The sequence below is a fragment of the Mycolicibacter icosiumassiliensis genome, assembly GCF_900078685.2.
Lineage (GTDB): Bacteria > Actinomycetota > Actinomycetes > Mycobacteriales > Mycobacteriaceae > Mycobacterium > Mycobacterium icosiumassiliensis.
The window spans coordinates 364,238-388,626 of record NZ_LT546166.1 but is presented as its reverse complement, the minus strand read 5'-3'; the positions used below and the strand labels follow the sequence as shown (position 1 = coordinate 388,626).

20 protein-coding genes, 1 tRNA gene and 1 pseudogene are annotated in these 24,389 nt (G+C 65.5%); 6 read left to right on the top strand and 16 right to left on the bottom strand.

Annotated features, from left to right (window positions below; genetic code table 11):
• Positions 1-49: 49 nt before the first annotated feature.
• The 3 genes from BN4346_RS25515 to BN4346_RS25505 all read right to left on the bottom strand — a co-directional run bounded on the left by BN4346_RS25515 (position 50) and on the right by BN4346_RS25505 (position 3,700).
• Positions 50-1,396 carry a cryptochrome/photolyase family protein gene (locus BN4346_RS25515; RefSeq protein WP_067967411.1) on the bottom strand — a complete coding sequence of 449 codons (1,347 nt, stop codon included), beginning with the start codon at positions 1,394-1,396 and terminating at the stop codon, positions 50-52.
• A gap of 72 nt (positions 1,397-1,468) precedes the next feature.
• Positions 1,469-1,957, bottom strand: coding sequence for a MarR family winged helix-turn-helix transcriptional regulator (locus BN4346_RS25510; RefSeq protein WP_067967408.1), 489 nt, complete (start codon positions 1,955-1,957; stop codon positions 1,469-1,471).
• A 66-nt stretch (positions 1,958-2,023) separates the two neighbouring features.
• Complete coding sequence (locus tag BN4346_RS25505) at positions 2,024-3,700, bottom strand: GMC oxidoreductase (RefSeq protein WP_067967407.1); 1,677 nt, start codon at positions 3,698-3,700, stop codon at positions 2,024-2,026.
• A 47-nt stretch (positions 3,701-3,747) separates the two neighbouring features.
• Here BN4346_RS25505 and BN4346_RS25500 point away from each other — a divergent pair, with 47 nt between their 5' ends.
• Entirely contained in the window at positions 3,748-4,305 is a 558-nt protein-coding gene (locus tag BN4346_RS25500; protein WP_067967404.1) for an ester cyclase, read from the top strand.
• A gap of 28 nt (positions 4,306-4,333) precedes the next feature.
• On the opposite strand, the gene BN4346_RS25495 is transcribed toward BN4346_RS25500, so the two are convergent.
• Both BN4346_RS25495 and BN4346_RS25490 read right to left on the bottom strand, forming a co-directional pair.
• Positions 4,334-5,380, bottom strand: a complete 1,047-nt coding sequence (locus BN4346_RS25495) for a zinc-binding dehydrogenase (RefSeq protein WP_067967399.1) — start codon at positions 5,378-5,380, stop codon at positions 4,334-4,336.
• A gap of 52 nt (positions 5,381-5,432) precedes the next feature.
• On the bottom strand, positions 5,433-6,305 hold the full coding sequence (locus BN4346_RS25490) for an alpha/beta fold hydrolase (protein ID WP_067967396.1): 873 nt from the start codon (positions 6,303-6,305) through the stop codon (positions 5,433-5,435).
• Between the two features lie 80 nt (positions 6,306-6,385).
• Here BN4346_RS25490 and BN4346_RS25485 point away from each other — a divergent pair, with 80 nt between their 5' ends.
• Positions 6,386-6,898 carry a CGNR zinc finger domain-containing protein gene (locus BN4346_RS25485; protein ID WP_067967392.1) on the top strand — a complete coding sequence of 171 codons (513 nt, stop codon included), beginning with the start codon at positions 6,386-6,388 and terminating at the stop codon, positions 6,896-6,898.
• Between the two features lie 98 nt (positions 6,899-6,996).
• On the opposite strand, the gene BN4346_RS25480 is transcribed toward BN4346_RS25485, so the two are convergent.
• The 3 genes and pseudogenes from BN4346_RS25480 to BN4346_RS25470 form a co-directional block, all read right to left on the bottom strand.
• The gene (locus tag BN4346_RS25480) at positions 6,997-7,794 is read right to left on the bottom strand and encodes a crotonase/enoyl-CoA hydratase family protein (protein WP_067967389.1); all 798 of its coding nucleotides are present in this window, start codon (positions 7,792-7,794) and stop codon (positions 6,997-6,999) included.
• A gap of 2 nt (positions 7,795-7,796) precedes the next feature.
• Positions 7,797-7,967, bottom strand: a pseudogene (locus BN4346_RS25475) (nuclear transport factor 2 family protein); the annotation flags it as partial.
• Positions 7,967-10,234 (bottom strand): molybdopterin-dependent oxidoreductase, encoded by a 2,268-nt coding sequence (locus tag BN4346_RS25470; RefSeq protein WP_067967386.1) that lies wholly within the window; start codon positions 10,232-10,234, stop codon positions 7,967-7,969. The gene BN4346_RS25470 and the pseudogene BN4346_RS25475, both read right to left, overlap by 1 nt.
• A gap of 111 nt (positions 10,235-10,345) precedes the next feature.
• Between BN4346_RS25470 and BN4346_RS25465 the strand changes: the two genes are divergently transcribed.
• Together BN4346_RS25465 and BN4346_RS25460 are read left to right on the top strand one after the other, a co-directional pair.
• On the top strand, positions 10,346-10,861 hold the full coding sequence (locus BN4346_RS25465; protein ID WP_067967640.1) for a winged helix-turn-helix transcriptional regulator: 516 nt from the start codon (positions 10,346-10,348) through the stop codon (positions 10,859-10,861).
• Positions 10,862-10,961: 100 nt separating this feature from the next.
• A tRNA-Arg gene (locus BN4346_RS25460) sits at positions 10,962-11,037 on the top strand.
• Positions 11,038-11,109: 72 nt separating this feature from the next.
• Here BN4346_RS25460 and BN4346_RS25455 read toward each other — a convergent pair.
• The gene (locus tag BN4346_RS25455) at positions 11,110-12,861 is read right to left on the bottom strand and encodes an alkaline phosphatase family protein (protein ID WP_067967383.1); all 1,752 of its coding nucleotides are present in this window, start codon (positions 12,859-12,861) and stop codon (positions 11,110-11,112) included.
• A gap of 190 nt (positions 12,862-13,051) precedes the next feature.
• Positions 13,052-15,049 (bottom strand): hypothetical protein, encoded by a 1,998-nt coding sequence (locus BN4346_RS25450; RefSeq protein ID WP_235653516.1) that lies wholly within the window; start codon positions 15,047-15,049, stop codon positions 13,052-13,054.
• A 308-nt stretch (positions 15,050-15,357) separates the two neighbouring features.
• On the opposite strand from BN4346_RS25450, the gene BN4346_RS25445 reads away from it, so the two are divergent.
• The gene (locus BN4346_RS25445; RefSeq protein ID WP_078058424.1) at positions 15,358-16,383 is read left to right on the top strand and encodes a DUF1214 domain-containing protein; all 1,026 of its coding nucleotides are present in this window, start codon (positions 15,358-15,360) and stop codon (positions 16,381-16,383) included.
• A 4-nt stretch (positions 16,384-16,387) separates the two neighbouring features.
• Entirely contained in the window at positions 16,388-17,206 is an 819-nt protein-coding gene (locus tag BN4346_RS25440) for an LLM class F420-dependent oxidoreductase (protein WP_067967379.1), read from the top strand.
• Positions 17,207-17,239: 33 nt separating this feature from the next.
• Here the strand turns inward: BN4346_RS25440 and BN4346_RS25435 are convergent, their stop codons facing one another.
• The 6 genes from BN4346_RS25435 to BN4346_RS25410 form a co-directional block, all read right to left on the bottom strand.
• Positions 17,240-18,079 carry a hypothetical protein gene (locus BN4346_RS25435; RefSeq protein ID WP_067967377.1) on the bottom strand — a complete coding sequence of 280 codons (840 nt, stop codon included), beginning with the start codon at positions 18,077-18,079 and terminating at the stop codon, positions 17,240-17,242.
• Complete coding sequence (locus BN4346_RS25430; protein ID WP_235653515.1) at positions 18,076-19,137, bottom strand: DNA adenine methylase; 1,062 nt, start codon at positions 19,135-19,137, stop codon at positions 18,076-18,078. The genes BN4346_RS25435 and BN4346_RS25430 overlap by 4 nt, the downstream gene beginning before the upstream one ends.
• Before the next feature lie 85 nt (positions 19,138-19,222).
• Positions 19,223-19,639, bottom strand: coding sequence for a hypothetical protein (locus BN4346_RS25425; protein WP_067967373.1), 417 nt, complete (start codon positions 19,637-19,639; stop codon positions 19,223-19,225).
• A gap of 9 nt (positions 19,640-19,648) precedes the next feature.
• Positions 19,649-21,235, bottom strand: coding sequence for an ABC-F family ATP-binding cassette domain-containing protein (locus BN4346_RS25420; RefSeq protein ID WP_067967372.1), 1,587 nt, complete (start codon positions 21,233-21,235; stop codon positions 19,649-19,651).
• A 172-nt stretch (positions 21,236-21,407) separates the two neighbouring features.
• Positions 21,408-21,845: a type II toxin-antitoxin system Rv0910 family toxin gene (locus BN4346_RS25415; protein WP_067967369.1), complete on the bottom strand. Its 438-nt coding sequence runs from the start codon at positions 21,843-21,845 to the stop codon at positions 21,408-21,410.
• Positions 21,846-21,871: 26 nt separating this feature from the next.
• Positions 21,872-24,286: a cation-translocating P-type ATPase gene (locus BN4346_RS25410; protein ID WP_067967368.1), complete on the bottom strand. Its 2,415-nt coding sequence runs from the start codon at positions 24,284-24,286 to the stop codon at positions 21,872-21,874.
• Positions 24,287-24,389: the final 103 nt, after the last annotated feature.

Below are 24,389 nucleotides of genomic sequence, written 5' to 3'. Positions count from 1 at the left end.
ATGAACTATTTAGCTACTCGGCCGAGCCGATCAGCTCAGCTCCGTTCGGCTAGCCGCTGATCCGCTGGTAACGGCGCAGCGCCTCGGAGCGCTCCTGGCGGTGATCCACCATGGGCTCCGGATACCCCGGCGGCGGGGAGGCCCCAACCAGATGCGGGTCGGCGACGTCCGCCAGCTCCGGGACCCAGCGACGCACGTAGGCGCCGTCGGGGTCGAATGTGCGGCCCTGCAGCGTCGGGTTGAAGACCCGAAAGTAGGGCGCGGCATCGGTGCCGCATCCCGCACACCACTGCCAGCCATGTTGATTGTTGGCCACGTCGCCGTCCACCAGCTGATCCAAGAACCAGCGCGCACCCCACTGCCAGGGCAGATGCAAGTCCTTGACCAGGAACGATGCGACGATCATTCGCACCCGATTGGGCATGAATCCGGTCGCGCGCAACTCCCGCATGCCGGCGTCGACGATCGGAAAGCCGGTCTCACCGGCCTTCCAGCGCTCGAACAGGCGCCGCGCCTCGGCGTCGGTATCGGTCTGAATGGAGTCAAACCCACGATTCCAGTTAGCCCAAGCACTGCGCGGCCAAAAATGCAGCACCGCGGCATAGAAGTCCCGGAAAGCCAACTGCCGCAAATAGGCAGCTGACCCCGGATCCTGCGGGTCGAGATCGGCGGCCATGGTGCGCGGATGTATGTTGCCGAATTTCAGGTAGGCCGACATCCGGCTTCCCGCACTGCCGTCGGGTCGATCGCGGTCCTGCTCGTAGCGCTCCAAACCGCTGCCGACAAATGCCTTCCAGTGCTCAAGTGCCGCACCTTCGCCCGCGGGGAGCTCGAGCCGTCCACCGAAGTCCGGGATTTCCACCGGTTGAGCAATCTCGTTGGACAAGGCGAAGGGGTCGATCCAGTGCGCCGACGCCGGCCGCGAGTGCACCGGACGCCGCCAGCCGTGCTCACGCCACCGCCGAAAGAACGGGGTGAAGACCCGGTAGGGAGCCCCATCGTCTTTGACGACCCGTCCCGGAGAGACCAGATACGGGGAGCCGGTAGCCACCAACGGTATGTCACCAAGTGTGGCGCGAACGCTCGCGTCACGCCGGCGCCCGAACGGAGCGAAATCCTCCGAGACATGCACGGCCGACGCCCCAATCGCGGCGGCGATCCGTGGAATCCGCTGCTGCGGAAGCCCGCGAGTGACCAGCAGCCGGCCGCCCAAGTCATCGCGAAGGTTCCGCAGACACTGCCCCAGGAACTGCAGACGAGGCCGCCCGGCCGAGGCCTCAAGCTGCGGGTCCAGGACGAAACAGCACAACACTTCGGGGTCCTCCGCGAGTGCAGCCGACAGTGACGGCAGGTCACCGACTCGCAGATCGCGGCGGTACCACAGCAGGACCGGCATCGGGCTATCTTGCCCCCAAACCCCTGACTTGGGCTTGCCGGTCGCAGCGGTGTCGCGCGACGGCGGACTGGCTCACGGATTCTCCAGCTCGGAATGGAAGCGCCGCATCGCCGAGATGACGGCAGCGAAAACCCGATGTGCAGTGTCCAGGTCGACGTCGGAGAACTCCTGCAGCGCTAGCCGGGTGTGATTCTGCAGCGGAGTGAAAAATCCTCTGGCGGTGTCCAAGCCCAGCTCGGAGTAGCGCAACGTGACCTTGCGTCGGTCGGAGGCGTGCGCTTCGCGCCGCACATGGCCGGACTCGATGAGACGATCGACAAGGTAGGTGATCGCCGCGCCCGACAGTCCCATGCGTTCGCGCAGTTCACTGGGACTGATTGGGGTTCCGGCAGTCTCCGCGACCATGATGTGCAGCAGCGCGCGGAAATCGGTCTGGCGTACGTTGTTGGAATCAGCGAACCGCTGGCCGATCTGCTCGGATTCGGCAGCCAGCTCCCGCAGATCGGCTGATATCTGCGACTCCAGCGCGGCTCGGCCGACGGCATCCTGATCCGGTTTCATGACGGTTGATAACGATAGCTCTGCGTGGGTCTCATTCCCCGCAACGGGCCAAACCCGCCGAGGCCGTCAGGCCGGCGACAGCGGGAGTCGCAGCGCGCCGGGGGCATCGTCGGGCACCGTCGGGTGGTGCGGTCGCACCGGTGCGATGCGCCGGTACGGCTGGCCCAACGGAGGGCGGGAATCGGGCTCACCGTTGTTGGGCCACAACGCCATCGCCCGTTCGGCTTGCGCGGTGATGGTGAACGAGGGGTTCACACCCAGGTTGGCGGTGATCGCCGACCCGTCGACCACGTGGACGCCGGGATGTCCGTAGGCGCGCTGATAGGGGTCGATGACCCCGGTAGCCGCGGATTCACCGATCGGGCAACCGCCGATGAAGTGCGCCGTCAGCGGGATATTCAGCGCGTCGAGGTAGGTGCCGCCGGCCATCCCGCCGACCTTGTCGGCCATCCGGCGCGCTACGTCGTGGGCGGTCGGGATCCAGTCCGGATTAGGTTCGCCCGCACCCTGTTTCGTGGTCATGCGGGTGCCGAACAGGCCACGTTTGCGGTAGGTGGTCAGCGAGTTGTCCAGCGACTGCATCACCAGCACGATGATCGAATGCGCCGAGGCGTCGCGGGGGAACATGCTGTGCAGCATCATCGCCGGGTGGCGTGCGATGGTCAGCATCAGCCGGGCGAACCGCCACGGTCCGCCGTCGATCAGATGCGTGCCCATCATCGACAACAGGTTGGATCCCTTGCCGTAGCGGCACACCTCGACATGGGTGCTGGCCTCCGGGTGGATCGACGAGGTGATCGCCACGCCTTGCGCGAAATCGTCACGATCGGGCGCGAACACCACCGGCACCTCTTCAGAATTGGTGCGGGTCAGCTCGCCCAAGCGCGGTGAGAGATGCGGTAGTGATCCGGTGTCGCGCAGCTTGTGCAGCAGCCGCTGGGTGCCCAGCGAGGCCGCGGCGAACACCACCTGGCCCGCGGTGAAGTCGCGCTTGTGCTTGCGCACCCAGCGGCCGGTGCGCACCGTGCTGACCACATAGCCGTCGCCGTGCGGCCGCACATCGGTGACCATGGTCATCGGATGGATCTGGGCGCCGGCGTGCTCGGCCAGATACAGGTAGTTGGTCTCGGTGGTGTTCTTCGCGTTGTGCGGGCAGCCGGTGAAGCACTGTGCGCAGCCGATGCAGCCGGCGCGCTCAGGGCCGGCCCCGCCGAAGAACGGATCCGGGACAGTCTTGCCGGGCTCCTCGCCGAAGAAGACGCCGACGTTGGTCGGGTGGTAGGTGTCCTCGACCCCGAGATCGCGGGCCACCGCCAGCAACACCTCGTCGGCCGGGGTGGTGTGCGGGGTGGGTGTCACCCCGAGCATCCGGCGGGCCTGTTCGTAATACGGTGCCAGCTCGGACTTCCAGTCGGTGATGTGCGCCCACTGCGGGTCGCTGTAAAACCGCTCCACCGGCTCGTAGAGGGTGTTGCCGTAGATCAACGACCCGCCGCCGACCCCGACAGCACTGGCGATGAACGTCTTGCCCAGCACGGTCAGCCGTTGCGGGCCGAAGCAGCCCAGCTTCGGTGCCCACATCGCCTTGCGGATGTGCCAGTTGTTGGGCGGGAAGTCGGTGGGGGCCCAGCGCCGGCCCATGTCCAATACGGCAACCCGGTAGCCCTTCTCGGTCAGGCGCAGCGCCGCCACGCTGCCGCCGAATCCCGAACCGATCACCACTACGTCGTAGTCATATGTCATTAGCCTGCCATTATCGCCACGCCGCGGGCTCTTGTCTGGAGGATGCCATGACCGACCGCTTCGCCATCCCACCCGCCGACGTTTTGCTGGCGCGCGAGAGACTCGTCCTCGACCACTTCCACGACGAGGTGTGCCAGGACTGGGACGACGTACTGGCCACGTTTCCGCATCCGCACTACGAGATCGTCCCCACCCTGACCGTGCACGACGGTGATGCCGAGGTCCGCCAGTACTACCGCGACACCCGCGTCGCCTTCCCCGACCAAGACCACGAGATCATCGCGCCGCGCCACAGCGCCGACGCGGTGATCGTCGAGTTCTGGCTTCTGGGAACCCATTTGGGTCCATTGGGCGGTGTTCCGGCGACCGGATCGCGGCACCGCACCCGGATGACGGCCTACTTCGTCTTCGGCGAGGACGAGACCCTGGTAACCGAGCGGATCTACTTCGACACCCTGTCGATGCTCAAGCAGCTCATCGGCGGGCTCAACCTGCGCAACCCCCGCAATTGGCCGCTGGTGATCCGCGGCGTGCGTGGCCTGCTGGCGATGGCAGCCGATCCCGACCCACTGCTGGTGCACACCCCGCCGGCTGACCTGCGCTGATGGCGAGGTACGCCGACCAGCAACGATCTCAGTCGAGTACCACGACGATTTTTCCGCCGGCCTCCCCTGATTCCATAACCCGATGCGCTTCGCGGATCTGGTCAAAGGAGAAGACGTGTGACGGCGTGGCCTCCAGGCGGCCGTCGCGAACCTTGCCGGCGATGTCCTGCAGCGGCACGTCCGACAACGGAAAGCCCGGGGCACCGAACACGAAGCTGCCGAAGAAGCTGAGATTGACACCACTGGCCATCTGCAACAGCGGGTTGAAGTCGGCGATGGGATCCAGTCCCCCGAGCCAGCCGGCCAAGCACGCCGTACCGCCCCGGCGCAGCATGTCCAAGGAGTCGAGAATCGTGTTGTTGCCCACCAGATCGAGAACGGCATCCACCCGTTTGGCTTCGGCGATGTGAGTACCCAAATCGGGAACCTCCAGCTCGGCACGTTCAGCCCGGAGCGACGTCAGCAAGCCAAACCGTTTCCGGCTACGCGTTGTAGCGATCACCCGCGCTCCAGCCTCCACGGCCAGCTTCACAGCCGCCTGACCGAAAGACGAGGTCGCTCCGCGGATCACGATGGTCTGCCCCGCGGTCAAGTCGAGGTTGCGGAACAGACAGGTCCATGCGGTGGCATAGGTTTCCGGAAGTGCGGCCAGCTGGCTCCACGGCAGGTCCGATTCGATCAACGCGACATTCTCGGCGCGCACCCGGGTGAATTGCGCGTAGCTGCCATTGACGCTACGGCCGAGCCCGCCCATCAGTGCGGCGACCTGGGCGCCCACCGGGAATTCTCCGCCTGGACAAGCGTCGACGATGCCGACGCATTCGATACCGCTGACTTCGGCGGCCTCGGCCCATTCACCCCGACGCATATGCATCTCGGCGTGGTTGAGTCCGAATCCCTTGACCCTGATCACCACCTCGCCCTGCTTCGGCAGTGGCTTGGGAATATCGGCGTAGGTCAAAGTGTCCAGTCCCCCGAAGCCGTCGAGAACAATTGCGCGCATGGTCGGGCCGCCCGCGGCTTCTCGCACTACCGCGGGGCGAGCCGGGATGGCCGGCGTGGGTGTCGTAGCCATGGTGCATCTCCTCTGAATATCTTGGTGTGTAGGTTTTTTCGAGCTATAAGCGTCAATGTCCGCCGACCCGGCGCAAGAAGCCTTTGATCAACTCCGCCACTTCATCGACCGCGGTCTCCAGTAAGAAGTGGCCGCCGTCGAGCAGATGGATTTCGGCCTCTCGTGCGTCCCGGCCGAACGCCCGGGCACCGTCGGGGGCGAAGATCGGGTCCGACTTTCCCCACACGGCCAGCACCGGAACCCCGCTGGTGCGTAAGTAGTCGTGCAGCGCGGGATACATCGGCGGGTTGGTGGCGTAGTCCCGGAACAGCGTGAGCTGAATATCGTCATTGCCCGGCCGAGACAGCAGGGCACTATCCAGGGTCCAGGTATCGGGGCTGACCAGCGACTCGTCCGGCGCACCGGTCAGGTACTGCCATCTGACCGATTCGATGTCCAGCGCCGCGCGGATGGCCGCCTCGGTCTCGGCAGTCTGCCCACGCTGGTAGTCCCAGACGGTTGACCAGAAGGCCGGTATGAAGCCTTCGTCGTAGCCGTTGCCGTTCTGCGTGATGATGGCGCTGATGGAGTGCGGCCGGCTCAGCGCCAGTCGCCAGCCGATCGGCGCGCCGTAATCCTGGACATAGATGGCGTAGCGGGCCAGCCCGAGCTGATCCAGCAGCCCCTGGACGAGCCCCGCGAGGTTGTCGAAGGTGTAGTCGAATTCGGTTACCAGCGGCATATCCGAATGACCGAAGCCCAAGTAGTCCGGGGCGATCACGTGGTAGTCGTCCGCCAAGTGGGTGATGAGGTCGCGGAACATGTAGGAGCTGGTCGGAAAGCCGTGCAACAACACGATCGCGGGCGCGTCGCCGCTTCCGGCCTCCCGGTAGAACAACCGTCGCCCGTCGACGGTGGCGTACTGGTGCCTGACCGAAGAAACCATAACTAACCCCTTAACCAGATTTTGATAGTTAGGAGTCAAGCACTCATGGTGTAACCTGTCAACAGCATTTTGGAGGTTATGTGGAAATTGCCGCGACGGGGCCCGCCGATGAGGCTCTGCTACTGGACCTGCTCAACACCACCCCGGTCATCGATGGCGTGCCACACGATGAACTCGACGATCCGGCCACGGCCCAAGCCTGGCTGAATGCGCACGGCATCTCCGTCACCAGTGGGCAACTTCAGGAACTCCTCAACGCGCGGACCGCGTTGCAAGCCGTGGTGCGCGGAGACCTGGCCCCGCAGACGTTGCAGCCCTTCCTCAAAGGCGTTGAGCTGTCCCCCGTCATGTCTGACGACGGCATCGCCTGGACCCTGTCGGCGGAACCCGTCGCGCGCGTCATACTCGCCTGGGATGCGTTACGGATCTCCAGCCCCGGACGACTTCGGCCATGCGCCAACACCGAATGCCAGCTGTTCCTGATTGATCGCAGCAAGCCCAACACCGCGCGGTGGTGCTCAATGGCGATCTGCGGCAACCGCATGAAAGCGCGTCGGCACTACCAGCGGAGCAAAACCACGGCCGGCGAGTGACCCCGCAGCGCCCAAGACACGCTCAACCACAGGGCGAAACCACACCCCATGTCTCAGTCTCGGTGCCCGAAACCGGATCCGCGTTCCGGGTGGGTGGTTCAGCGGCCCTGGAATCGGGCGTCGCGGCGTTCGACGAAGGATTGCACTCCCTCGGCGGCATCGGCGCTACCGAACAGCCGCTGCACTTCCGGGCGCAGTTGTTCGATGGCGGCGCTGTCACCGTCCAGCGATGCCGCGTGCGCCGAGGCCAGGGTGGCGGCGACCCCAAGCGGTGCGCAACGGTCGGCGATGGTGTGGGCGATGTCGCGGGCGCGTTGCTGGGCCGTGCTGGCATCGGGGCTGACCTCCTGGACCAGACCGATGCGATGAGCCTCGACGGCGTCGAACTCGTCGCCGGTGAGCAGCCAGCGCATCGCGTTGCCCCAGCCGGCCTGCTGCGGCATGCGAATCGTGCTGCCGCCGAACGGGAAGATGCCGCGGCGGATCTCGATCTGGGCGAATCGGGCGTCCTCGGCGGCGAGGCGGATGTCGGCCGCCAGCAGCAACTCGATGCCCAGTGTGAGGCAGCGCCCCTGGGTGGCGGCGACGATCGGCTTGGTCCAGGTGCCGTCGAGCCGCCACGGGTCACGCCCGCCTTCGGGATAGACCGATGCGCCGCCGGCGATCTTCGGCGCGACATCGATCAGGTCCAGCCCGGCGGTAAAGTGCTCGCCGTGAGCGAAGAGCACGCCCACGCGCAGGTCGCCGTCGGCTTCCAACAATGCGTAGGCGCGGGATAGATCGGCCAGCATCACAGTGTTGAATGCGTTGCGCTTTTCGGGCCGATTGAGGCCCATCAGCAGCACATGGCCGTCGCGCTCCAGGGTGACGGTCGCCAGGTTCAGGTCAGCGGTCATGAGTAGCGGAAATCCTCGAAGACCGTCACAACGGTTCGCAGGATGACCCCGACGATGTCCTTGCCCGCATAGGGCTTGTGCGCGATCGGGCTGCGGAACACCACGTCGTCGGCGAGCAACGCGATCGCAGCATCGAGATCACGAGCATCGATGGCCTGACGGAACGTGTGCATCAGATCTTCTCCAGTCTGGCCGGGATGGACTTATGCCATGGGGTGCCGACGAATTCGTCGCGGTCTGCGGACGCGGTCAGGTTGTTCAGGCGTACGCCGACTTGTTCGCCGTCTTGGGAGACCAGACCGAGCCCGTTCGGCAGCGAGATGTGCCCCTTCCGCATGGTGTCGACCACCGTGACCGCGGCTTCGGCCGAGCCACGGCGGGTACATACTCGTACCCGGTCACCGGTCGTCAACGACCACGCGGCGGCGTCTGGCTGCGAAACCCGCAGCGCGCCTTCGGGATCGCGTTTACGCCAGGCCGGGTCGCGCAGGATCGTGTTGGCGGTGAAGTCGCGGCGCTCGCCGGCGGAGAGCACCAGCGGATAGTCGGGGTCGGTGATGATGGCTTCGTCGTCGCCGAGTTTGCGCACCACATCGAGCAGTTCGGGTACGTCGAGTTGGATGCGCCGGCCGCCGAGTCGTTGCCAGGACGCGTCGTCTTCGTCGTCGGTGATGACCACTCCGTGCGGGCTGGCCAGGATCGCCTCGAAGAGCCGATCACCGGCCATCAGCCCCTCGCCGTAGCCGGCCCGCGCGACACCGGCCGGGTTCTCCATCGCGCACATCAGCGACGCTCCCCACAGCACGGCCGCGGCCGCTGCGCCGTCCGGCAGCGTCGGGCCCAGTGTCCGGTAGAGCAGGACCGGGGCCAGTTTGGCCAGCCGGCGGTCGGCGAGCACCCCCAGCATCGCCTGGGCGAAGGCGTCCCGGCCTTGGGCCAGAGCTGCCCGCAGCGGCGCGTAGTCGGCCTCGCCGACGGCCCCGGACAACTCGCACAGCCGGGCGTGGATCTCGGGCTCGGCCAGCTGACCGGCCGGGGCGTCCAGCAGCGGATGGCGCAGATGGAACAGGTTGCGCGGGAACTCGAAGTCGAAGAAGGTCGCCTCGTACTTCTCGTACTGGGTCGGCGGCGGCAGCACGTAGTCCGCCTCACGCGCGGTCTCGGTCAGGGCGACGTCGATGACGACCACCAGCTCCAGGGCCCGGAATGCCTCCGTCATCCGCGCGCTGTCCGCGAGCGAGTGCAGCGGGTTGCTGCTCTCGACGATCACCGCGCGGAACCGGCCAGGGTGATCGGTGAGGATCTCGTCGGGAATCGAATTGCAGGGAATCAGCCCGCTGACGATGGCCGCCCCGCTGACCGGGGTACGAGGCATCTGATCGAACGGCTGCCCGCGATCGCGAGCGATCGGCGCGAGCCCGGAGAAGACGTACTGCGTTCCGCGCTTGGCGAAATTGCCAGTAAGCAGCCACAACAGCTTCTCGACATAGGACACAGTCGTGGAGTTGCGATTCATCTGGACGCCGAGATCCTCCAGGATCGCCACCGACCCGGCCGCAGCGATGCGTCGCACGGCGGCGCGCACGAGATCTTCGGGCACGTCGGCGACAGCGAGATAGTCCGCGACCGACACCTCGCGCATCACCGCGGCGACCTCGGCCAATCCGTCGGTGTGCTCGGCCAGCCAGGCGTGGTCGATCAGATCCTCCTGCACCAGCACCGCCACCATCGCGGTCAACAGGTGCAGGTCGGTGCCCGGGCGCAGCTGCAAATGAAAGTCGGCCAGCTCAGCTGACTGGGTGCGCACCGGGTCGATCACAATCATCGATCGGGACGGGTCCTTGCCGATCTCCTTGAGCACCGAGCGGGCCCGTGGGAAACCGTGGGACTGATAGGGGTTCTTGCCGACGAAGACCGCGACCTCGCAGTGCTCGAAATCGGAACGGTGCGGACGGCCCAGCATCCTGGCAGCAACCCAGAACTCACCCGTCTTCTCCTGCGCCAGCGCACTCGAGCGAAAACGCGCGCCATAGGCGGCCATCGTCGCCGGCGCGTAGGCCCCACCGAGATGGTTCCCCTGGCCGCCTCCGCCGTAGTAGAAGATCGACTCGCCGCCGTGCTCATCACGCAGCCGGGTGAGCCGCTCGGCGATCTCGGTGAGCGCGGTGTCCCAGTCGACTTCGTCGAAGGCGCCGTCTTGGCGGCGCCGCAGGGGCTTGGTGAGCCGATCGTTGCGGCCGTTCTGGTAGGCGTCCAAGCGCAGCGCCTTGTTGCAGGTGTAGCCGGCCGAGGCCGGGTGCGCCTTGTCGCCTCGGATTTTCAAGAACCGTCCGGTATCGGGCTCGACGAGCACCTCGATGCCGCAGTTGCACTCGCACAGGATGCAGGCGGTCGGCTTCAACGTGGGTTCGCGCCCGGCGGTGAGGGTGACTTCGGACATGCATCGCTCCTCGGCGGCCTCGGCAGTTGCATATTGAAACTGACCCGACAGTAACCCGTCGACGCTGTCGCCACAAGTCCGTCTCAACACGCAACTGATATGCTCATCGACGTGAAAACGACCTCGTTCGCCAGATGGCCCTGCACCATCGCGCGCACCGCTGACCTGGTCGGTGACGGCTGGACGCTGCTCGTGCTCCGTGAGGCCTTCTACGGCGAAACCAGGTTCGACGCGTTCATCGCCTCCCTAGGCATTGCCCGCAACACCCTGACCGACCGACTGCGCGTACTCGTCGACGCCGGCCTGCTCGAGCGCCGGGAATACCAGACCGAGCCGGTCCGGCATGAATACCTGCTCACCGAATCCGGCCGTGACTTCTTCCCCGTCATGGCCGCGATGAAGACCTGGGGCGACCGGTGGATGCATCACGGCAAAGAACTGCCGGTGATCCTGAGCCATGAGCCGTGCGGCCACGATCTGGAGGCCATCGTGGTGTGCGCACACTGCGGTGCCGCCGTGGCATCCGAGCAAACCCACGCCCACGCAGGTCCCGGGTTCCCGGAGCACCTGCTGGACAATCCGCGGATTGCTGCGCGTTTCAACCAGACCGGGCCGTCTCAGGGCTGACCAACCACCGGAAGCCGGCAGGCGACGCGCCCCCACGACCGCGCATCGGCGACCGCCCACCATCAACTAGAGTTTTCACCACCTATTCCAACAGGTCCCCGCCCCCGTAGCTCAGGGGATAGAGCACGGCTCTCCTAAAGCCGGTGTCGCAGGTTCGAATCCTGCCGGGGGCACCATTTTTTGTATGGCGTCGGGTGATGCTTGACGTTTTGTCTCCGGTTGATGCTTGACGGTGCGCCGGGCCGTGACTACTTCCAGAAGGCGTTCATGGGCTGGGCGTACATGTCGTTGTCGGTGAGCGGGGCCAGACCCAAGGCGTCTTCGATCGTGGCCATCAGGCTGTACTCGTTGTAGTAGGCGTCGGTGGTGAAGTTGCCGGATTGCATCCCGCCGAGTGTCACGGCGCCGTCGTTCGGGATGACGATCATCGGAACGTTATTGCCTTGGTTACCGAATCCCAGTGACAGGTTGTTGTTGTCCTCGTCGGTGGTGAGGATGATGACGTCCTTCTCGTTCGGGTCGGTCCACGTCTTGGAGTTCTCGATGGTGGAGACCTCTTGCTGGACGAACTGGTCGCCGGCCGCGACGTTGTACTGATGGTTCGTGAACTGGGTGGCAATGAATTGGAGAACGCCACTGAAGGAGTCGACCGGGCCTTCCATGTTGTTGTCCTCATTGGCGGCGATCCAGGTAAATCCCGGGAAGGTGCTCGGGTCAGCGAGGTTGGTGGCCAACTGCGTCAGTGGAAGCAGGTGCTCCTGCAGGTAGTCGGGGGTGTTGCCGTAGACGTAGTTGAATTCGGCAAAGGGCAGTTCGTCGACGGAGTAGTCACCCGAGGACACGATGGCCCCCGGCGACGGCATGCTCTGCGCGTAGCCGGCCCAGGTGATGCCCGCCTGATCCATTTCCTGCATGAGGCTTGGGGCGTCGATGGAGTTCGGCGGCGAGTTGTAGTCGATGCCGAAGTCCGAGCCGCCCAGGATCCGGAAGTAGTTGGGGTCGCTGGGGTGGCTCAGCGCGTAGTAGTTGTCGTCATATCCGTAGTTGTTGATCAGGCTGTTGATGTACGGCGCGTTGGGGCTGCCGACGATGTCGTCGGCGCCCTTGTTCTCCATGTAGATGACGAACACGTGATCCAGTTGGCCGACGTCAGAGGTCGGTGGGACGAGCGGCGCTGGGCTGAGGTTCGGATCGCCGACGGTGAACGACTCGTTGTCGGCGTAGGAGCCGTTGTAGTTACCGAGGAACCCGTTCTTGTCAGTGAAGGTTGTGGTCACCTGCGCGGAGACGGCGCCCTCCGGTACTGTGCCGGTGATCTCGCGTTCCTCAAACCCGGTGAAACCCCAGCGATCCCAGACGGTGACGGGATTGAGCGAGCCGGTGCCCACCACATCGCCGTGGGCGTCGAGGAAATTGACCTGCACTGAGGCGTAGGACGGGTTCCACGTTTGGCCACCGAGATCCGCACTGAGCGCATACGGCGTTCCGGCCGCGCCGGCGACGTCGACGGTTTGGCTGATGCTGGAGGTGCCCACCGGGCCGCCGCCGGCGAAATTGTCGCCGCCTCCAGGCGGTGCGTCCTGCGGAAAGCCGAACAACCCGGACACCGTCGGCAACGGAAACGACACCGGCGACGGATAACCCAGCGGAGTGCCGTAGGCGATCACGGTCGGGGTGCCGGTCTCCGTCCAGCCCGGTATGGTCACCCCGCTGTAGCCCGACCCGGATGGATCGGCCGTCTCGAAGCCGGGGTTGACCAGCAAGTTCTGGCTCATCTGCTGCGCATCAGCGCTGACCGCGGCAACCGGATCGAGGCTGCCGAGCCAGCTGACGAGGCTGGTGTCCAGCTGGGAGCCCAACACGGTGCTAACCGAGTCCATTTCCAAAAAATCCGTCATCGAATTAAGGACCTGGTCAACGATCACATCAAACTCATCGGCGTGGACATCGGCCGCGGACGCCAGCTGCCCCAGCCCCAAGGTCACAAACGCGCTGGCCACGCTGGCTATTCCAACCGTCCGCCGGCGTTGACGACCCATCGCCTTGCTGGCCGGCGAGCCTTCCACCCTGAGACGTCGAAGCGCCATACTCCAACGATCCTCAGGCTTCGTTAGGCCCGTCAAGCAGCTCCAGCTAACAAGTTTCAAAGCCACAGCCAACCATCAGGTTCACCGCAAGGCTGTAACCCGATCAGCCGCCGAACAGATCCACCAGGCTGAAGCTCGGCGTGTTGGCGATCAGGTCGGACATGGTCGCCCACTGCTGGGCTGCCTGCTCACTGAGTTCGGTCGGCCAGTCGTTGTTGCCGCTCAAGATCGCCGTCGCGAAGTCGTCGCGGGCATTGAGCAGGCCGGACAGGATGCTGGTGTTCGGGTTGAACAGCGCATCGTCGATGGCCGTGATGAACATCTGCGGCATCAGCACCGACATGGCGGTCTGGGCCAGCGCCAGCGTGATCGGCAAGGTGACGTCGCTGGTCAGGACCGGCAGGGCGTTCCACACCGAGGTCAGGCTTTCCATCGGGTGGTCCAAGACGCTGCGCATGACGACATCCCAGTCCGGGCTCAGCGCGTCGGTGAACCGCAGCTCGATCGGGGTGAAGGGCTGGCTGCCGAACACCGACTCGAAGTTATCCCTGCCCATCAGGGCCGATAGCGCGTTCAGCTCCAGATGCTGCAGCACCCAGGCCGGTTGGGCGTGTATCCGCGACACATCGAGGCCGTAGTCGTAGGAGAAGACCCGCCGGGCCATGTCGGCGGCGAACTCCTCAGGGCTGACGGTGGGAGTGTCGCTGGGCAGGTACTGGGCGATGTCGTCAACCGGCACCACCTGGGCCGTCACTCCCAGACCGATCGCGGCGTCGCGGTCGTCGACGTTCTCGAAGCGCGCGAAGATCTCACCTCGCGTCAGACCGCCGGTGTCGAGCCAGTTGGCGACGCCCGGATTCGTCGCGCTGACAACGTAATAGGTGTAGCCGTCGTCGGCGTAATAGGTCTGGGTGTGGTTGAGGGTGGTCTGGGCCATGACGTAGGGCAGCGCCCCACCGTAGACGTTCATCAACTCGATGCCGCTATAGGCAGCGTCGATGGTCGGCACCTTCAGGATCAGCGCCTCGCCGGGGTCCAGATCAAAATTGCCGCCGGTGACGACGGCAGACTCCAGACCGACTCCGTAGCTGGTCTCGGGTGCCAGCGTCATCATCGTGTTGGCGGGCACCTCCATGCCAACCGATGCGCCGCCTTCGATGCTGCGCTGGTTGAACGGAACGACGATCTGGGCGAAGGCGCCCAGCAGCATGTTCAGCACGTCATCGACGGAGCCGATTTTGCCCGGCCCGGACGGCGCGTCGGTTCCGCCGCCTTCGGTGGGGAAGAATCCGCCGGCGGGAATGGCAAAGAACGGCGGGCAGTCGGCGACACACTGCAGGCTGATGCTGCCGGGCCCCTTGGCCCAGTCGCCCAGCATGTCGCGGATCAACAGGGACGCGGCGCCGCCGACGGTGGCGTCGGAGGAGTCCAGGAAGTTGACGGCGCCCGCGGGTGCTTCGGGTCCGATGTAGATGGTGAAGTTGCCGTTGGCGTCGACCACCAAGCCGTGGCCCAGTTCCAGGTCCTCGATGGTGTTGGCCGTGGCACCGGTGACGGCCATGGTGCTGATCGACAGATGCTCGGTTCCCCCGCCAAGGTTTCCGGTGAGCACGTAGGTTGCGCCCGGAGCCAGCCCCGCGGTGACGTGGTAGTAGATGTCGGGGGTGAAGTAGTCGAAATACTGGCGCGGGTCGGCGACGTTACCGGCGACCACTTCGGGCGATTGGAAGAACACCCCGTTGAACAGCTCGGTAACCCGCGACAATCCGGTGGTGATCAGTTGGTAGTTGGTGTTGCGCAGCATCGACATCAGCGTGTCCGCGTCGCCGGACGAGGCATACGGCAGCGAGAGATCGAAGGCCTGTGCCTGCCTCATGGCGTCGAGCAGGGCATCGAGAGCCTGCTGATATCCCGCGGTCAACGTCACCGCAGGCGCGACACTGTTGGCGGTGACCGACGGGCTGCCCAGCAACATCGACAGCGCGCCGCCGACCGCGACGGCGGCGGTCCCCAATCGCCGTCCGTGACCGGAGGCGAGCAGCCGGGCCGAGACCCTCACGGGACGCTGCGCTTCGGTGTTGTCCGGCATCTCCACCGCCATTTCTCCTCGGCCTCGTTAATCAAATTCTCTTTTTACTCACGGCTTATTCTTATTGGGACCATACTTCTGGGCCGCAGGAGGTGCAATAGTCGACACGCAGCTTGCGGAGGCCGTGTCGCGAAACCCGTTGCCCACATCAGCCGGTATCGACAGGTAGGTTGCGCTGCATGCCCATGCGATGGCTTTCTGCGTTCGGCGCGGTGACGACGGCCCTGGTCCTGAGCGGCTGCGGGCTGACGGTGACAAAGACCGGCACCGACCCAGTCGCGAACCTGGCCCCACGCAGCACCCCCAACGGCATGGTGTTGGTGTCACCGGACAACTTCGTGCGGGCCGTCACGGACCAGGAATTCACCAACATCGTCAACGAGAACGGCTTCGGCCGCTTCTTCCACATGCGCGACGTCACCCCGGTCGACCGGCAGCTGGTGGTGCGCTCCAACCGAGACACCTTGTATTCGGCGGCGGTATTCGACCTACAGGCCAGTCCGGTCACGCTGACCCTGCCCGATCCCGGTCAGCGATACATGTCGGCGCAGGTGATCAACCAGGACGAATACGCCACCGACATGTTCTACGGCGGAGGCGAGCACACCCTGGATCAACAGCATGTCGGAACCCGCTATGTGGCCGTCGCCATTCGCATCCTGGCCGACCCCAACGATCCCGCCGACCTGGCCGCAGCACACCGACTGCAGGACGCGATCACGGCGCAACAAGACGACACCGGCAGCTTCGACGTGCCCCGGTGGGATCCGGTCAGCCAGAAGAAGGTCAACGACGCGTTGTTGGACCTGGCCCAGACCATCCCCGACACTCGGGGCATGTTCGGCACCGAGGCCAACACCGACCCGGTGCGGCATTTGATCGGGGCTGCCGCGGCGTGGGGCGGCAACTCCGAGGAGGAGGCGCTGTACCTCAATGTCACCCCGGCCCGCAACGACGGCAACACGGTGTACCGCTTGACCGTCAAAGACGTTCCGGTGAAAGCCTTCTGGTCGATCACGGTCTACAACAAGAACGGTTACTTCACGGAGAACCCGCAGCAGGCGTACTCGGTCAACGACATCACCGCGGACAAAGCGGCCGACGGATCGGTGACCGTGCAGTTCGGGGGTTGTTCGGACGACAACATTGCCAATTGCCTGCCGACCACACCGGGATGGAACTACATGGTCCGGCTCTACCGGCCGGACAAGGACATCCTGTCGGGCAAGTGGGTCTTCCCGGCCGCGCAACCGGAAGACTCAGCGAGCAGCGAGACCCGTTCTCCAGCAGCGGCACCGACTCCGGCGTCCAGTCCCGCGCCCCCACCGGCACCGCCGAGGAGGTAGTTGGGTGGACAAGCCGTTTCGCTTCGGTGTGGGCCTGAACCCGATCGGGTCGGCGACCGAACTCGCCGAGACTGCCCGGCGTATGGAGGGTTTCGGATTCGACGTCCTGCACGTGCCCGACCATCTTGGCGCCCCGGCCCCATTCCCGGTCCTGGTCGCCGCTGCCGCGGCCACCTCGACGATCCGAGTGGGCACCTATGTGCTCAACGCCTGCTTCTACAAGCCGGCGCTGCTGACCCGCGACATCGCCGACACCAACGTGCTGTCGGGCGGGCGGCTGGAAGTGGGTCTGGGCGCCGGTTATGTTCGTGCGGAGTTCGAGGCCGCCGAGCTGCCCTTTCCGAGCGCCGGCCGCCGCGTCGAATACCTCGCGCACGTGACGAAACATGTGGCGACGCACCAGCCGCGCGTGCCCATCCTGATCGCCGGCAGTGGCGATCGGCTACTGACGGTGGCAGCTCGCCACGCCGACATCATCGGATTGACCGGATCGCGGGTGGACGGTGCCGACGATTCCCTGGCTGAGCGGATCGGCTTCGTCCGCGCCGCCGCGGGGAATCGATTCGACGCCCTCGAACTGAACCTGGCCATCACGGCGGTGCCGACCGACGGCTCGGGGATGCCCAACCTGTCGCTGACCCGCCGATTCGCGCCGACACTGTCGGATGAGGAACTGTTGGCCTCACCCCCAGTGCTGTCCGGGTCCATTGACGACATGGCCGACACGCTGCGCGAACGCCGCCGCCGCTACGGGGTCAGCTACTTCACCGTCCAGCAGGAACACGCCGAGACCTTCGCCCAGGTCATCGCCGCACTGCGGTGACGAGCACCTACCCGGTACACGAGAGTGAGTTGTTTACAAGAACTTTCGCAACCGGGCGGCATCGGCGACATCGCTGCGGAACTGGTCGAGCGTGCCCAGCGTATACATGCCGTCGATCTCCCGATCATCCCAGAGTTGGTGGATCTTGCGCAGGTCCGAGACCCGATTCTTCCAGCCGATCCCGTCAATCACGGCGATCACGAACTGCCGCGGGGTGCGAACCTCTGCCATCTCCTCGATTTCCCGCACCGCGTCGGTGAGCTTGCTGCCGGTCGAGTCGTAGCCCTTCGCGGCGACCACGATCTCCGCGGCACTGCCGTTGGGGATAACTAGGTCACACGGAGCAGTGCGCCCGCTGCGCCCTACAAAACGCGTGCGCGTCTGGTAGGGCAGGCCGAGCCCCTTGACTACGGCTTCGATCTCATCTTCTACGCGACGCCCCTGCTGCCCGGCAGCTGCAGCCGCGGCCCGGGTACCTGCACGCGCTATGAGTACGTCCGCTACCCCGTACTGCGCGTGTAGTTGCGCAACGGTCTGCGGTACCAGAAAGTACGCGTCGTCGAGCCAGTCGATCAGCTCGCGAGCTCGATTGCGGGCGAGCAGCACCCAGCCGGAAGTATCAAACTCATGCTTGAGCGCATTCTTGAGCTTCTCCTGTCCAAGGCCGACAAAGAGCGCCAGCACTGGTACGTCGCGGGGATACGCGGTCACCCAAGCCGTGAGCGACGCGCGATCAATCGTCGGCAGGGCAGCCAGCGACATGACCGCGCGACGGATCGCGTCGGTCTCGGACGTAGCGGCAAGGGGGTCGATGTGTGCGCTCAAACGACCGAGGGCGCCGAGGTAATCGGCAAACGGAACAGCATCGCTCATGAATTGGTTCCGACAAACAGGTACTCGGACACATCGCGGCGAGTGGCCGCCGAGTGCGTTCCGAAACTGTACTTGTGGTCGACGGCAATTTTCTGGACGTCCGTCTTCACTTTGCCGAGCAAGTCGACGATCCGGCTGGCGTCAGGAAGCGCGTTCGAGGAGTAGGACAGCACGATCGCGCCCGCACCCTCGAACCGCTCAAAGGTCCGCAGCAGCGCGTCCTCGATCGTGCGCTTGTAGGCAAACGGAGTGAATCGCTTCGCGATCTTCTTGGTCTTCGTCTCTTCCATGATCGTGACGTCACGCCAGTAGACGCTCAATCCTTCGAGGAAGTGATAGCGCTTCATGTAGTCCGCGTCGTCCCGCGGCGGCGCGTAGGGCGGGTCCAGATACACCAGGTCTGGGGTCTCGACGTCCAGGTCGAAGATATCGCCGGTAACCGTGCGGCTCTTGCTCCCGTTACTGAACACCACGGCGTTGTACTCCGCTGCAGCCCGACGAAAATGCTCCCGCAGCGTCATGCGGAGATCGCGGCGGCCGTCGGCATACTTGGTGGAGTCGGTGAAGGTGAAGACCCCGCGAGGTTGGCGTCGAGCAGCGGAGAGCACCAGCGCGGAGATCGCGATGTCTCGCTTGAACCCGGTCAGCTGATCGATGTGCGACCACGCCGAATCGAGGAACGCACGATCCTCCGGCGTGTAGTAGAGCCCGTCGAACTTGGTCTGGATGAAGTCACGGTCATCAACGGCCGGTCCGCAGATCAGGTCGATGTCCCCAGCAGTGAGTCGCACCGACGAGTTCGCAACAGTCGCACGGGTGATCATGCCGGGGAATGCCAGGAAATCGTTGCTCGTGACCGAGAACCCTTGTGCCTTTAACAGGTACGAGACCACCCCGGAACCGGAGAACGCATCGACGGCAGTCTCACCGCCCAGATCGGCGAACAACCGCTCCAGGTGCGGCAGCAGCTGGTATTTCGAGCCCATATAGCGCAGTCGAGGAAACCGTTGGGCCCGTTCAAGAACGTCGGCCGTCGTCACGGACCTCGGCTGCGTCATGAGGCCACCATGGCACAGCGTTGTGACAGTAGCCGGCAGGACCGGCCCCGTGTCCAGCAGGAACACGCCGAGGCCTTCGCTGAGGTCATCGCCGCACTGCGGTGACCAGCGCCCACACCGAACAGCCCAGGGCACCCGCCACGGCGACGGCGCCGATGTAGAGGCCATAACCAGGGCTGATCGGCGCGACGACGTTCAGCCGGTAGTACGAGAAACCGAGGGCACTAAGAAGCACGGAGTCCAGCACGGCGACGACCGCGGCCAACCGGGTGAACAGTTCCCGGGCCACCATCGCGCCGGCCACCAGCAGGACGGCGGCCAGCAGCACGATCAGCTGGCCGACACCGAAGCGGGGCGGCAGTGCGATGGCGCCGGCGCTGCCGCCGATCGCGCTGGCATGCCCGCCGCCGCTGGCCGACGTGGTCAGCCACGGCAGCCATGCGCTGACCGACAGAATCGCCGCGCACAGCGCGATCAGCCAACCAGGACGGGAGCGAGTCATGTTGTGACACTAACTCGCATCGACCAGCACACCGCCGCGTGGCATCGTCAACGTTCGCCTCAGGCCGAGCCGCGCCAGGAACTCGTCGTCGTGACTGACCACGATGAAGGCCCCCCGATAGCTTCCCAGCGCGTCGACGAGCTGACCGACGCTGTCCAGATCGAGATTGTTGGTCGGCTCGTCGAGCAGCAACAGCTGCGGCGGCGGATCGGCGAGCAGTAGTTGGGCCAACGCGACACGGAATCGCTCACCCCCGGACAGGGTGCCGACCGGCCGGGCCACGCAGTCGGCGGTCAGCAGGAACCGGGCCAGTTGGGCCCGCACCGCCTGCGGCTGCCTGCCGGAGACCGCCGACACCGTGTCGAACGCGGACACGGTGTCGTCCAGATGGTCCAGGCGTTGCGGAAGGTAACCGACCCGGTCGGTCAACAGTCGCCCGGCACCACCGGAAAGCAGTGCCTCCAGCAGCGACGTCTTGCCCACTCCGTTCGGACCGGCCAGGGCGATGCGTTCGGGGCCCTGCACGATGATCGGCCCGGCCACGCCCGGCAACTCGGCCAGCCGGCGACTGTTGGGCACCTGCGGGTCCGGCAGGTCGACGCGAATGTGTTCGTCGTTGCGGACCCGCGCGGCGGCCGCGTCCAGATCGGCTTGGGCGTCACGGACCCGCCCGTCGAGGTGCCCGCGCAGCTTGCCCGCCGAAACCTGGGCATTGGAAGCGTTCTGGTTCATCACGATCTTCGCGGCGCGCTTGTTCTGGCGGGCGACCTGGGGCGCCCGGTTGCGTCGGGCGAGTTTGGTCTCGGCTTCCACACGTTGACGCTTCTCAGCCTTGACCACCTGCTCTGCGGCGCGGGCGACTGTCCGGGCGGCAACCTGCTCAGCATCCAGGTGCGCCCGCCAGGCGCTGTAGGGGCCGCCGAAGGTGGTGAGTCGCCCGTCGTAAAGCTCGGCGGTGCAGTCCATCTGCTCCAACAGCGCGGTGTCGTGGCTGGCCACGATGAGCGCGCCCGGCCACGCGTCGACCAGCCGGGCCAGCCCGGTGCGTGCGGTGCGGTCCAGGTTGTTGGTCGGCTCGTCGAGCAGGGTGACCGGGGCGGCCGCCAGCCGTAGCCCGGTCAACGCCACCAGCATGACCTCTCCGCCGGACAGCTCGGCGACCCGGCGATCGAGGTCGGCCGCCCCAAATCCGAGGTCGCGCAGCGCCGCATCGGCGCGCGATTCGATGTCCCAATCGTCACCGACCACCTCGAAATGGGCCTCGGCGGTGTCACCGCCTTCGATAGCCCGCAGTGCGGCGACTCGATCGGCGACACCGAGCAGCTCAGCGATCGAGGCGTCGGCGTTCAGGGTGAGCAGCTGCGGCAGGTAGGCCACCTGTCCGGTGGTGGTGAGGTGCCCGGTGGTCGCCCGCAGTTCCCCGGCGATGAGCCGAAGCAGGGTGGATTTGCCGGCGCCGTTGGCACCCACCAGGCCGGTGCGGCCGATACCGAACGAGCCGGTGATGCCGGCCAGCGCGGTACTGCCGTCGGGCCAGCTGAAGCCGACCTCGGTCAGGGTGACGACAGCGTGGGAGTCAAAAAAGGGTAGGGGCACGGGGTCTCCGGGAAGGTCAGCGGGAGCGCTGACAACCGGGACCGGACTACGGCAACTCGGCGGTGATCAGCGCGCGGACAGCGGCGTGAGACCGACGATGCCTGTCATTCCATAACCTCCCGTGAGTGGACGCCCGCCACCTTAGCTACGGGATGGCAGGGCGTGCAACCGCTTAACCCGGCGCGAAAACCGTGACGAACTTGCGCAACGACTCGTTGATGTCGGTCTTGAGCGCGGCGGCCACCAGCATGCCGATCGGTCCGAACAATGCCGGGCCACCCAGATGCACGTCGAAACTGACCTTCGAGCCGTCGCCTTCCGGCGCGACCTTGGCCAGCAACTTGATCTTGACTCCGCCCTTGCCGTCGCCGTTGAGCGTCATGCCGGTGGGCGGCTTGTAGTTCACGATCGTCCACCTGACCTTGTTGAGCATGCCCTTGACCTCGACAATCGACTCCAGCGTCGTGCCCTTGTCCAGGGTCTCGGGCAGCACAGTGCGCCACACCCGGTGAATGGTCAGCCACTCTTTGTAGCGGGACAGATCCGAAGCGTGCGCCCAGGCCTCTTCGGGAGGCAGCGGGACGTCGATGGATCCGGAGAGCTTAGCCATGTCGTTCTTTCCCCTTGTGTCACGGTTTATCGCTGGGTCATTGTGGTCGGTGCCGATTCCCGCCACAACTTCGGCCGCTCACCGAGCATGCCGCCCCTGGCCCACCACATCGCCTCGATGGCGGCCGCTCCGAGCGCTCCGAAGCCGAGCGCCATCAGCGTCAATGCCACGTTGGAGGGGTCCAACAGGAACTTCTCCCGGGTCAGCGGCATCGCGAAGATCGCCACATAGGCCAACCCGCAGCTGATCACCAACAGCAGCCGCCACCATTCATACGGCCGCGCCACCACCGCCAGCACCCATCCCGCCGTGGTCAGCAACGTGATCAACGCGCTGGTAGAGGCCTGAATCTGCTGGACCGAGGTGGCTTCGCTGCCACGGTAGGCCACCAGGTAGGACGCGAAGGTGGCAATGCCCACCACCACGCCGGCCGGCAGCGCCCCGCTCATCACCCGCCGAACGAAGCCGGGATGCGCCCGTTCGTTGTTCGGTGCGAGCGATAGGACGAACGCGGGGATGCCGATGGTGAACCATGCCGCGACCGTGACGTGGATCGGCTGGAACGGATACAGCAACGGTTTGGTGCCGAACAGTGCCGACGCCAGCCCGACCAGCCCGACCAGCAGCGCGAGCAGCACCGAATACACCGTCTTGGTCAAGAACAGATTCGCCACCCGCTCGATGTTGCCGATCACCCGGCGCCCCTCCCCCACCACGTAGGGCAGGGTGGCGAATTTGTTGTCCAGCAACACGATCTGGGCCACCGATCGAGCCGCCGAGCTACCCGCTCCCATCGCGACACCGATGTCGGCATCCTTGAGCGCCAGCACATCGTTGACGCCGTCGCCGGTCATCGCCACGGTGTGGTCGTGCGCCTGCAAGGCGTGCACCATGGCCCGTTTCTGATCGGGGCGCACCCGGCCGAACACGGTGTGTTCCTCCAGCGCACCGGCCAGTCGGTCCGGTTCGGTAGGCAGCTTGCGGGCATCCATCGCGTCCCCGGACAACCCCAGCTCGGCAGCCACCGCGCCCACCGAGACCGCGTTGTCGCCGGAAATGACTTTCACCGACACTTCCTGCGCGGCAAAATAATCCAAAGTCTCGCGGGCGTCGGGACGCAGCTTCTGCTCCAGCACCACCAGCGCCACCGGCGTCACTCGTCCCGGGGCTTCGGGATGGTCAACAGGCTGGTCGCAGACCCCCAGCAACAACACCCGCAGGCCGCGTGCCCCGATCCGTTCAGCTTGCTCGGCGGCCGCCGAGGACGGTTCGAGCAGCACGTCGGGTGCCCCGATCACCCAGTTGCCGTGCTCGACAAAAGAGACACCGCTCCATTTGGTGGCCGACTTGAACGGCGCACCGGCGCTCGACGTCCAACCCGGAGATGCCGGAAATGCCTCGGCGATGGCCTGGATGCTGGCGTTGGGGCGGGCGTCCTCGGCGGCCAGCGCGGCCAGCGCTTTGCGTACCGGAAGACCTTGGGCACCATCGAGTTCGGCGATCTCCGCTACCCGCATCCCGTTCTCGGTGAGGGTGCCGGTCTTGTCGGCGCAGACGACGTCGACGCGGGCCAGGCCTTCGATCGCGGGCAGTTCCTGCACCAGGCACTGCCGTCGCCCCAGCCGCACGACCCCGACCGCGAACGCCAGCGACATCATCAGCACCAGGCCCTCGGGAACCATCGGCACCAGGGCGCCCACCATCGCCAGCACCGATGCCCGCCAGCCCACGTCGGTGGTGAACAGCTGCGTGTAGATGATCAGCAGTCCGGCCGGGATCAACAGGTAGGTGATGAATTTCAGGATCTGGTTGATCCCGTTGCGCAGTTCGGATTTCACCAGGGTGAACTTGCTGGCCTCCTCGGCCAGTTTGGCCGCATAGGCCTCGCGACCGACCCGGGTGGCCCGATAGGCACCGCTGCCGGAGATCACGAAACTGCCGGACATCACCTGGTCGCCGAGGCCTTTGCCGATCGGGTCGGCCTCACCGGTGAGCAGGGACTCGTCGACCTCCAGGTCGGCGGACTCCACCACCTCGCCGTCGACGACGATCTGGTCACCGGGGCCCAGCTCGATGACGTCGTCGAGCACCACCTGTCCCGGCGGAAGCTGCTGTGTCCCGGACTGCCTGCGCACCAATGGTTTCGCCTGCCCGACGATAGCCAGCTTGTCCAGTGTCTGTTTGGCCCGGATCTCCTGCACCATGCCGATGACGCTGTTGAAGACGATGAGTAAACCGAACAGCCCGTTGATCAGCGATCCGGTGGTGAGCACGATGACCAACAGCACACCCAGGATCGCGTTGATCCGGGTGAAGACGTTGGCCCGGATGATCTCGCGGACGCTGCGCGCGGCGCGGGCGGGGATGTCGTTGGTCTGGCCCTGCGTGACCCGCTGGGCGACTTCGGTGTCAGTGAGTCCTGCGGTTCGCGCTGCCGTCAACGGGTGAACCTTCCCAGCTTGTCGTGATCGAAGTACTCCAGGTCCACCGTGTTGGTGTCACCGCGCACAACGGCCAGCGCAGTGACCCCGGCCGTAGCCGCCC

Bases quoted from the DNA above. Each gene is read 5' to 3' on its own strand.
- BN4346_RS25505 (WP_067967407.1), bottom strand. From the start codon at position 3,700: ATGACATATGACTACGACGTAGTGGTGATCGGTTCGGGATTCGGCGGC.
- BN4346_RS25500 (WP_067967404.1), top strand. From the start codon at position 3,748: ATGACCGACCGCTTCGCCATCCCACCCGCCGACGTTTTGCTGGCGCGC.
- BN4346_RS25510 (WP_067967408.1), bottom strand. From the start codon at position 1,957: ATGAAACCGGATCAGGATGCCGTCGGCCGAGCCGCGCTGGAGTCGCAG.
- BN4346_RS25495 (WP_067967399.1), bottom strand. From the start codon at position 5,380: ATGGCTACGACACCCACGCCGGCCATCCCGGCTCGCCCCGCGGTAGTG.
- BN4346_RS25435 (WP_067967377.1), bottom strand. From the start codon at position 18,079: ATGAGCGATGCTGTTCCGTTTGCCGATTACCTCGGCGCCCTCGGTCGT.
- BN4346_RS25415 (WP_067967369.1), bottom strand. From the start codon at position 21,845: ATGGCTAAGCTCTCCGGATCCATCGACGTCCCGCTGCCTCCCGAAGAG.
- BN4346_RS25515 (WP_067967411.1), bottom strand. From the start codon at position 1,396: ATGCCGGTCCTGCTGTGGTACCGCCGCGATCTGCGAGTCGGTGACCTG.
- BN4346_RS25425 (WP_067967373.1), bottom strand. From the start codon at position 19,639: ATGACTCGCTCCCGTCCTGGTTGGCTGATCGCGCTGTGCGCGGCGATT.
- BN4346_RS25430 (WP_235653515.1), bottom strand. From the start codon at position 19,137: ATGACGCAGCCGAGGTCCGTGACGACGGCCGACGTTCTTGAACGGGCC.
- BN4346_RS25470 (WP_067967386.1), bottom strand. From the start codon at position 10,234: ATGTCCGAAGTCACCCTCACCGCCGGGCGCGAACCCACGTTGAAGCCG.
- BN4346_RS25490 (WP_067967396.1), bottom strand. From the start codon at position 6,305: ATGGTTTCTTCGGTCAGGCACCAGTACGCCACCGTCGACGGGCGACGG.
- BN4346_RS25480 (WP_067967389.1), bottom strand. From the start codon at position 7,794: ATGACCGCTGACCTGAACCTGGCGACCGTCACCCTGGAGCGCGACGGC.
- BN4346_RS25450 (WP_235653516.1), bottom strand. From the start codon at position 15,049: ATGGCGGTGGAGATGCCGGACAACACCGAAGCGCAGCGTCCCGTGAGG.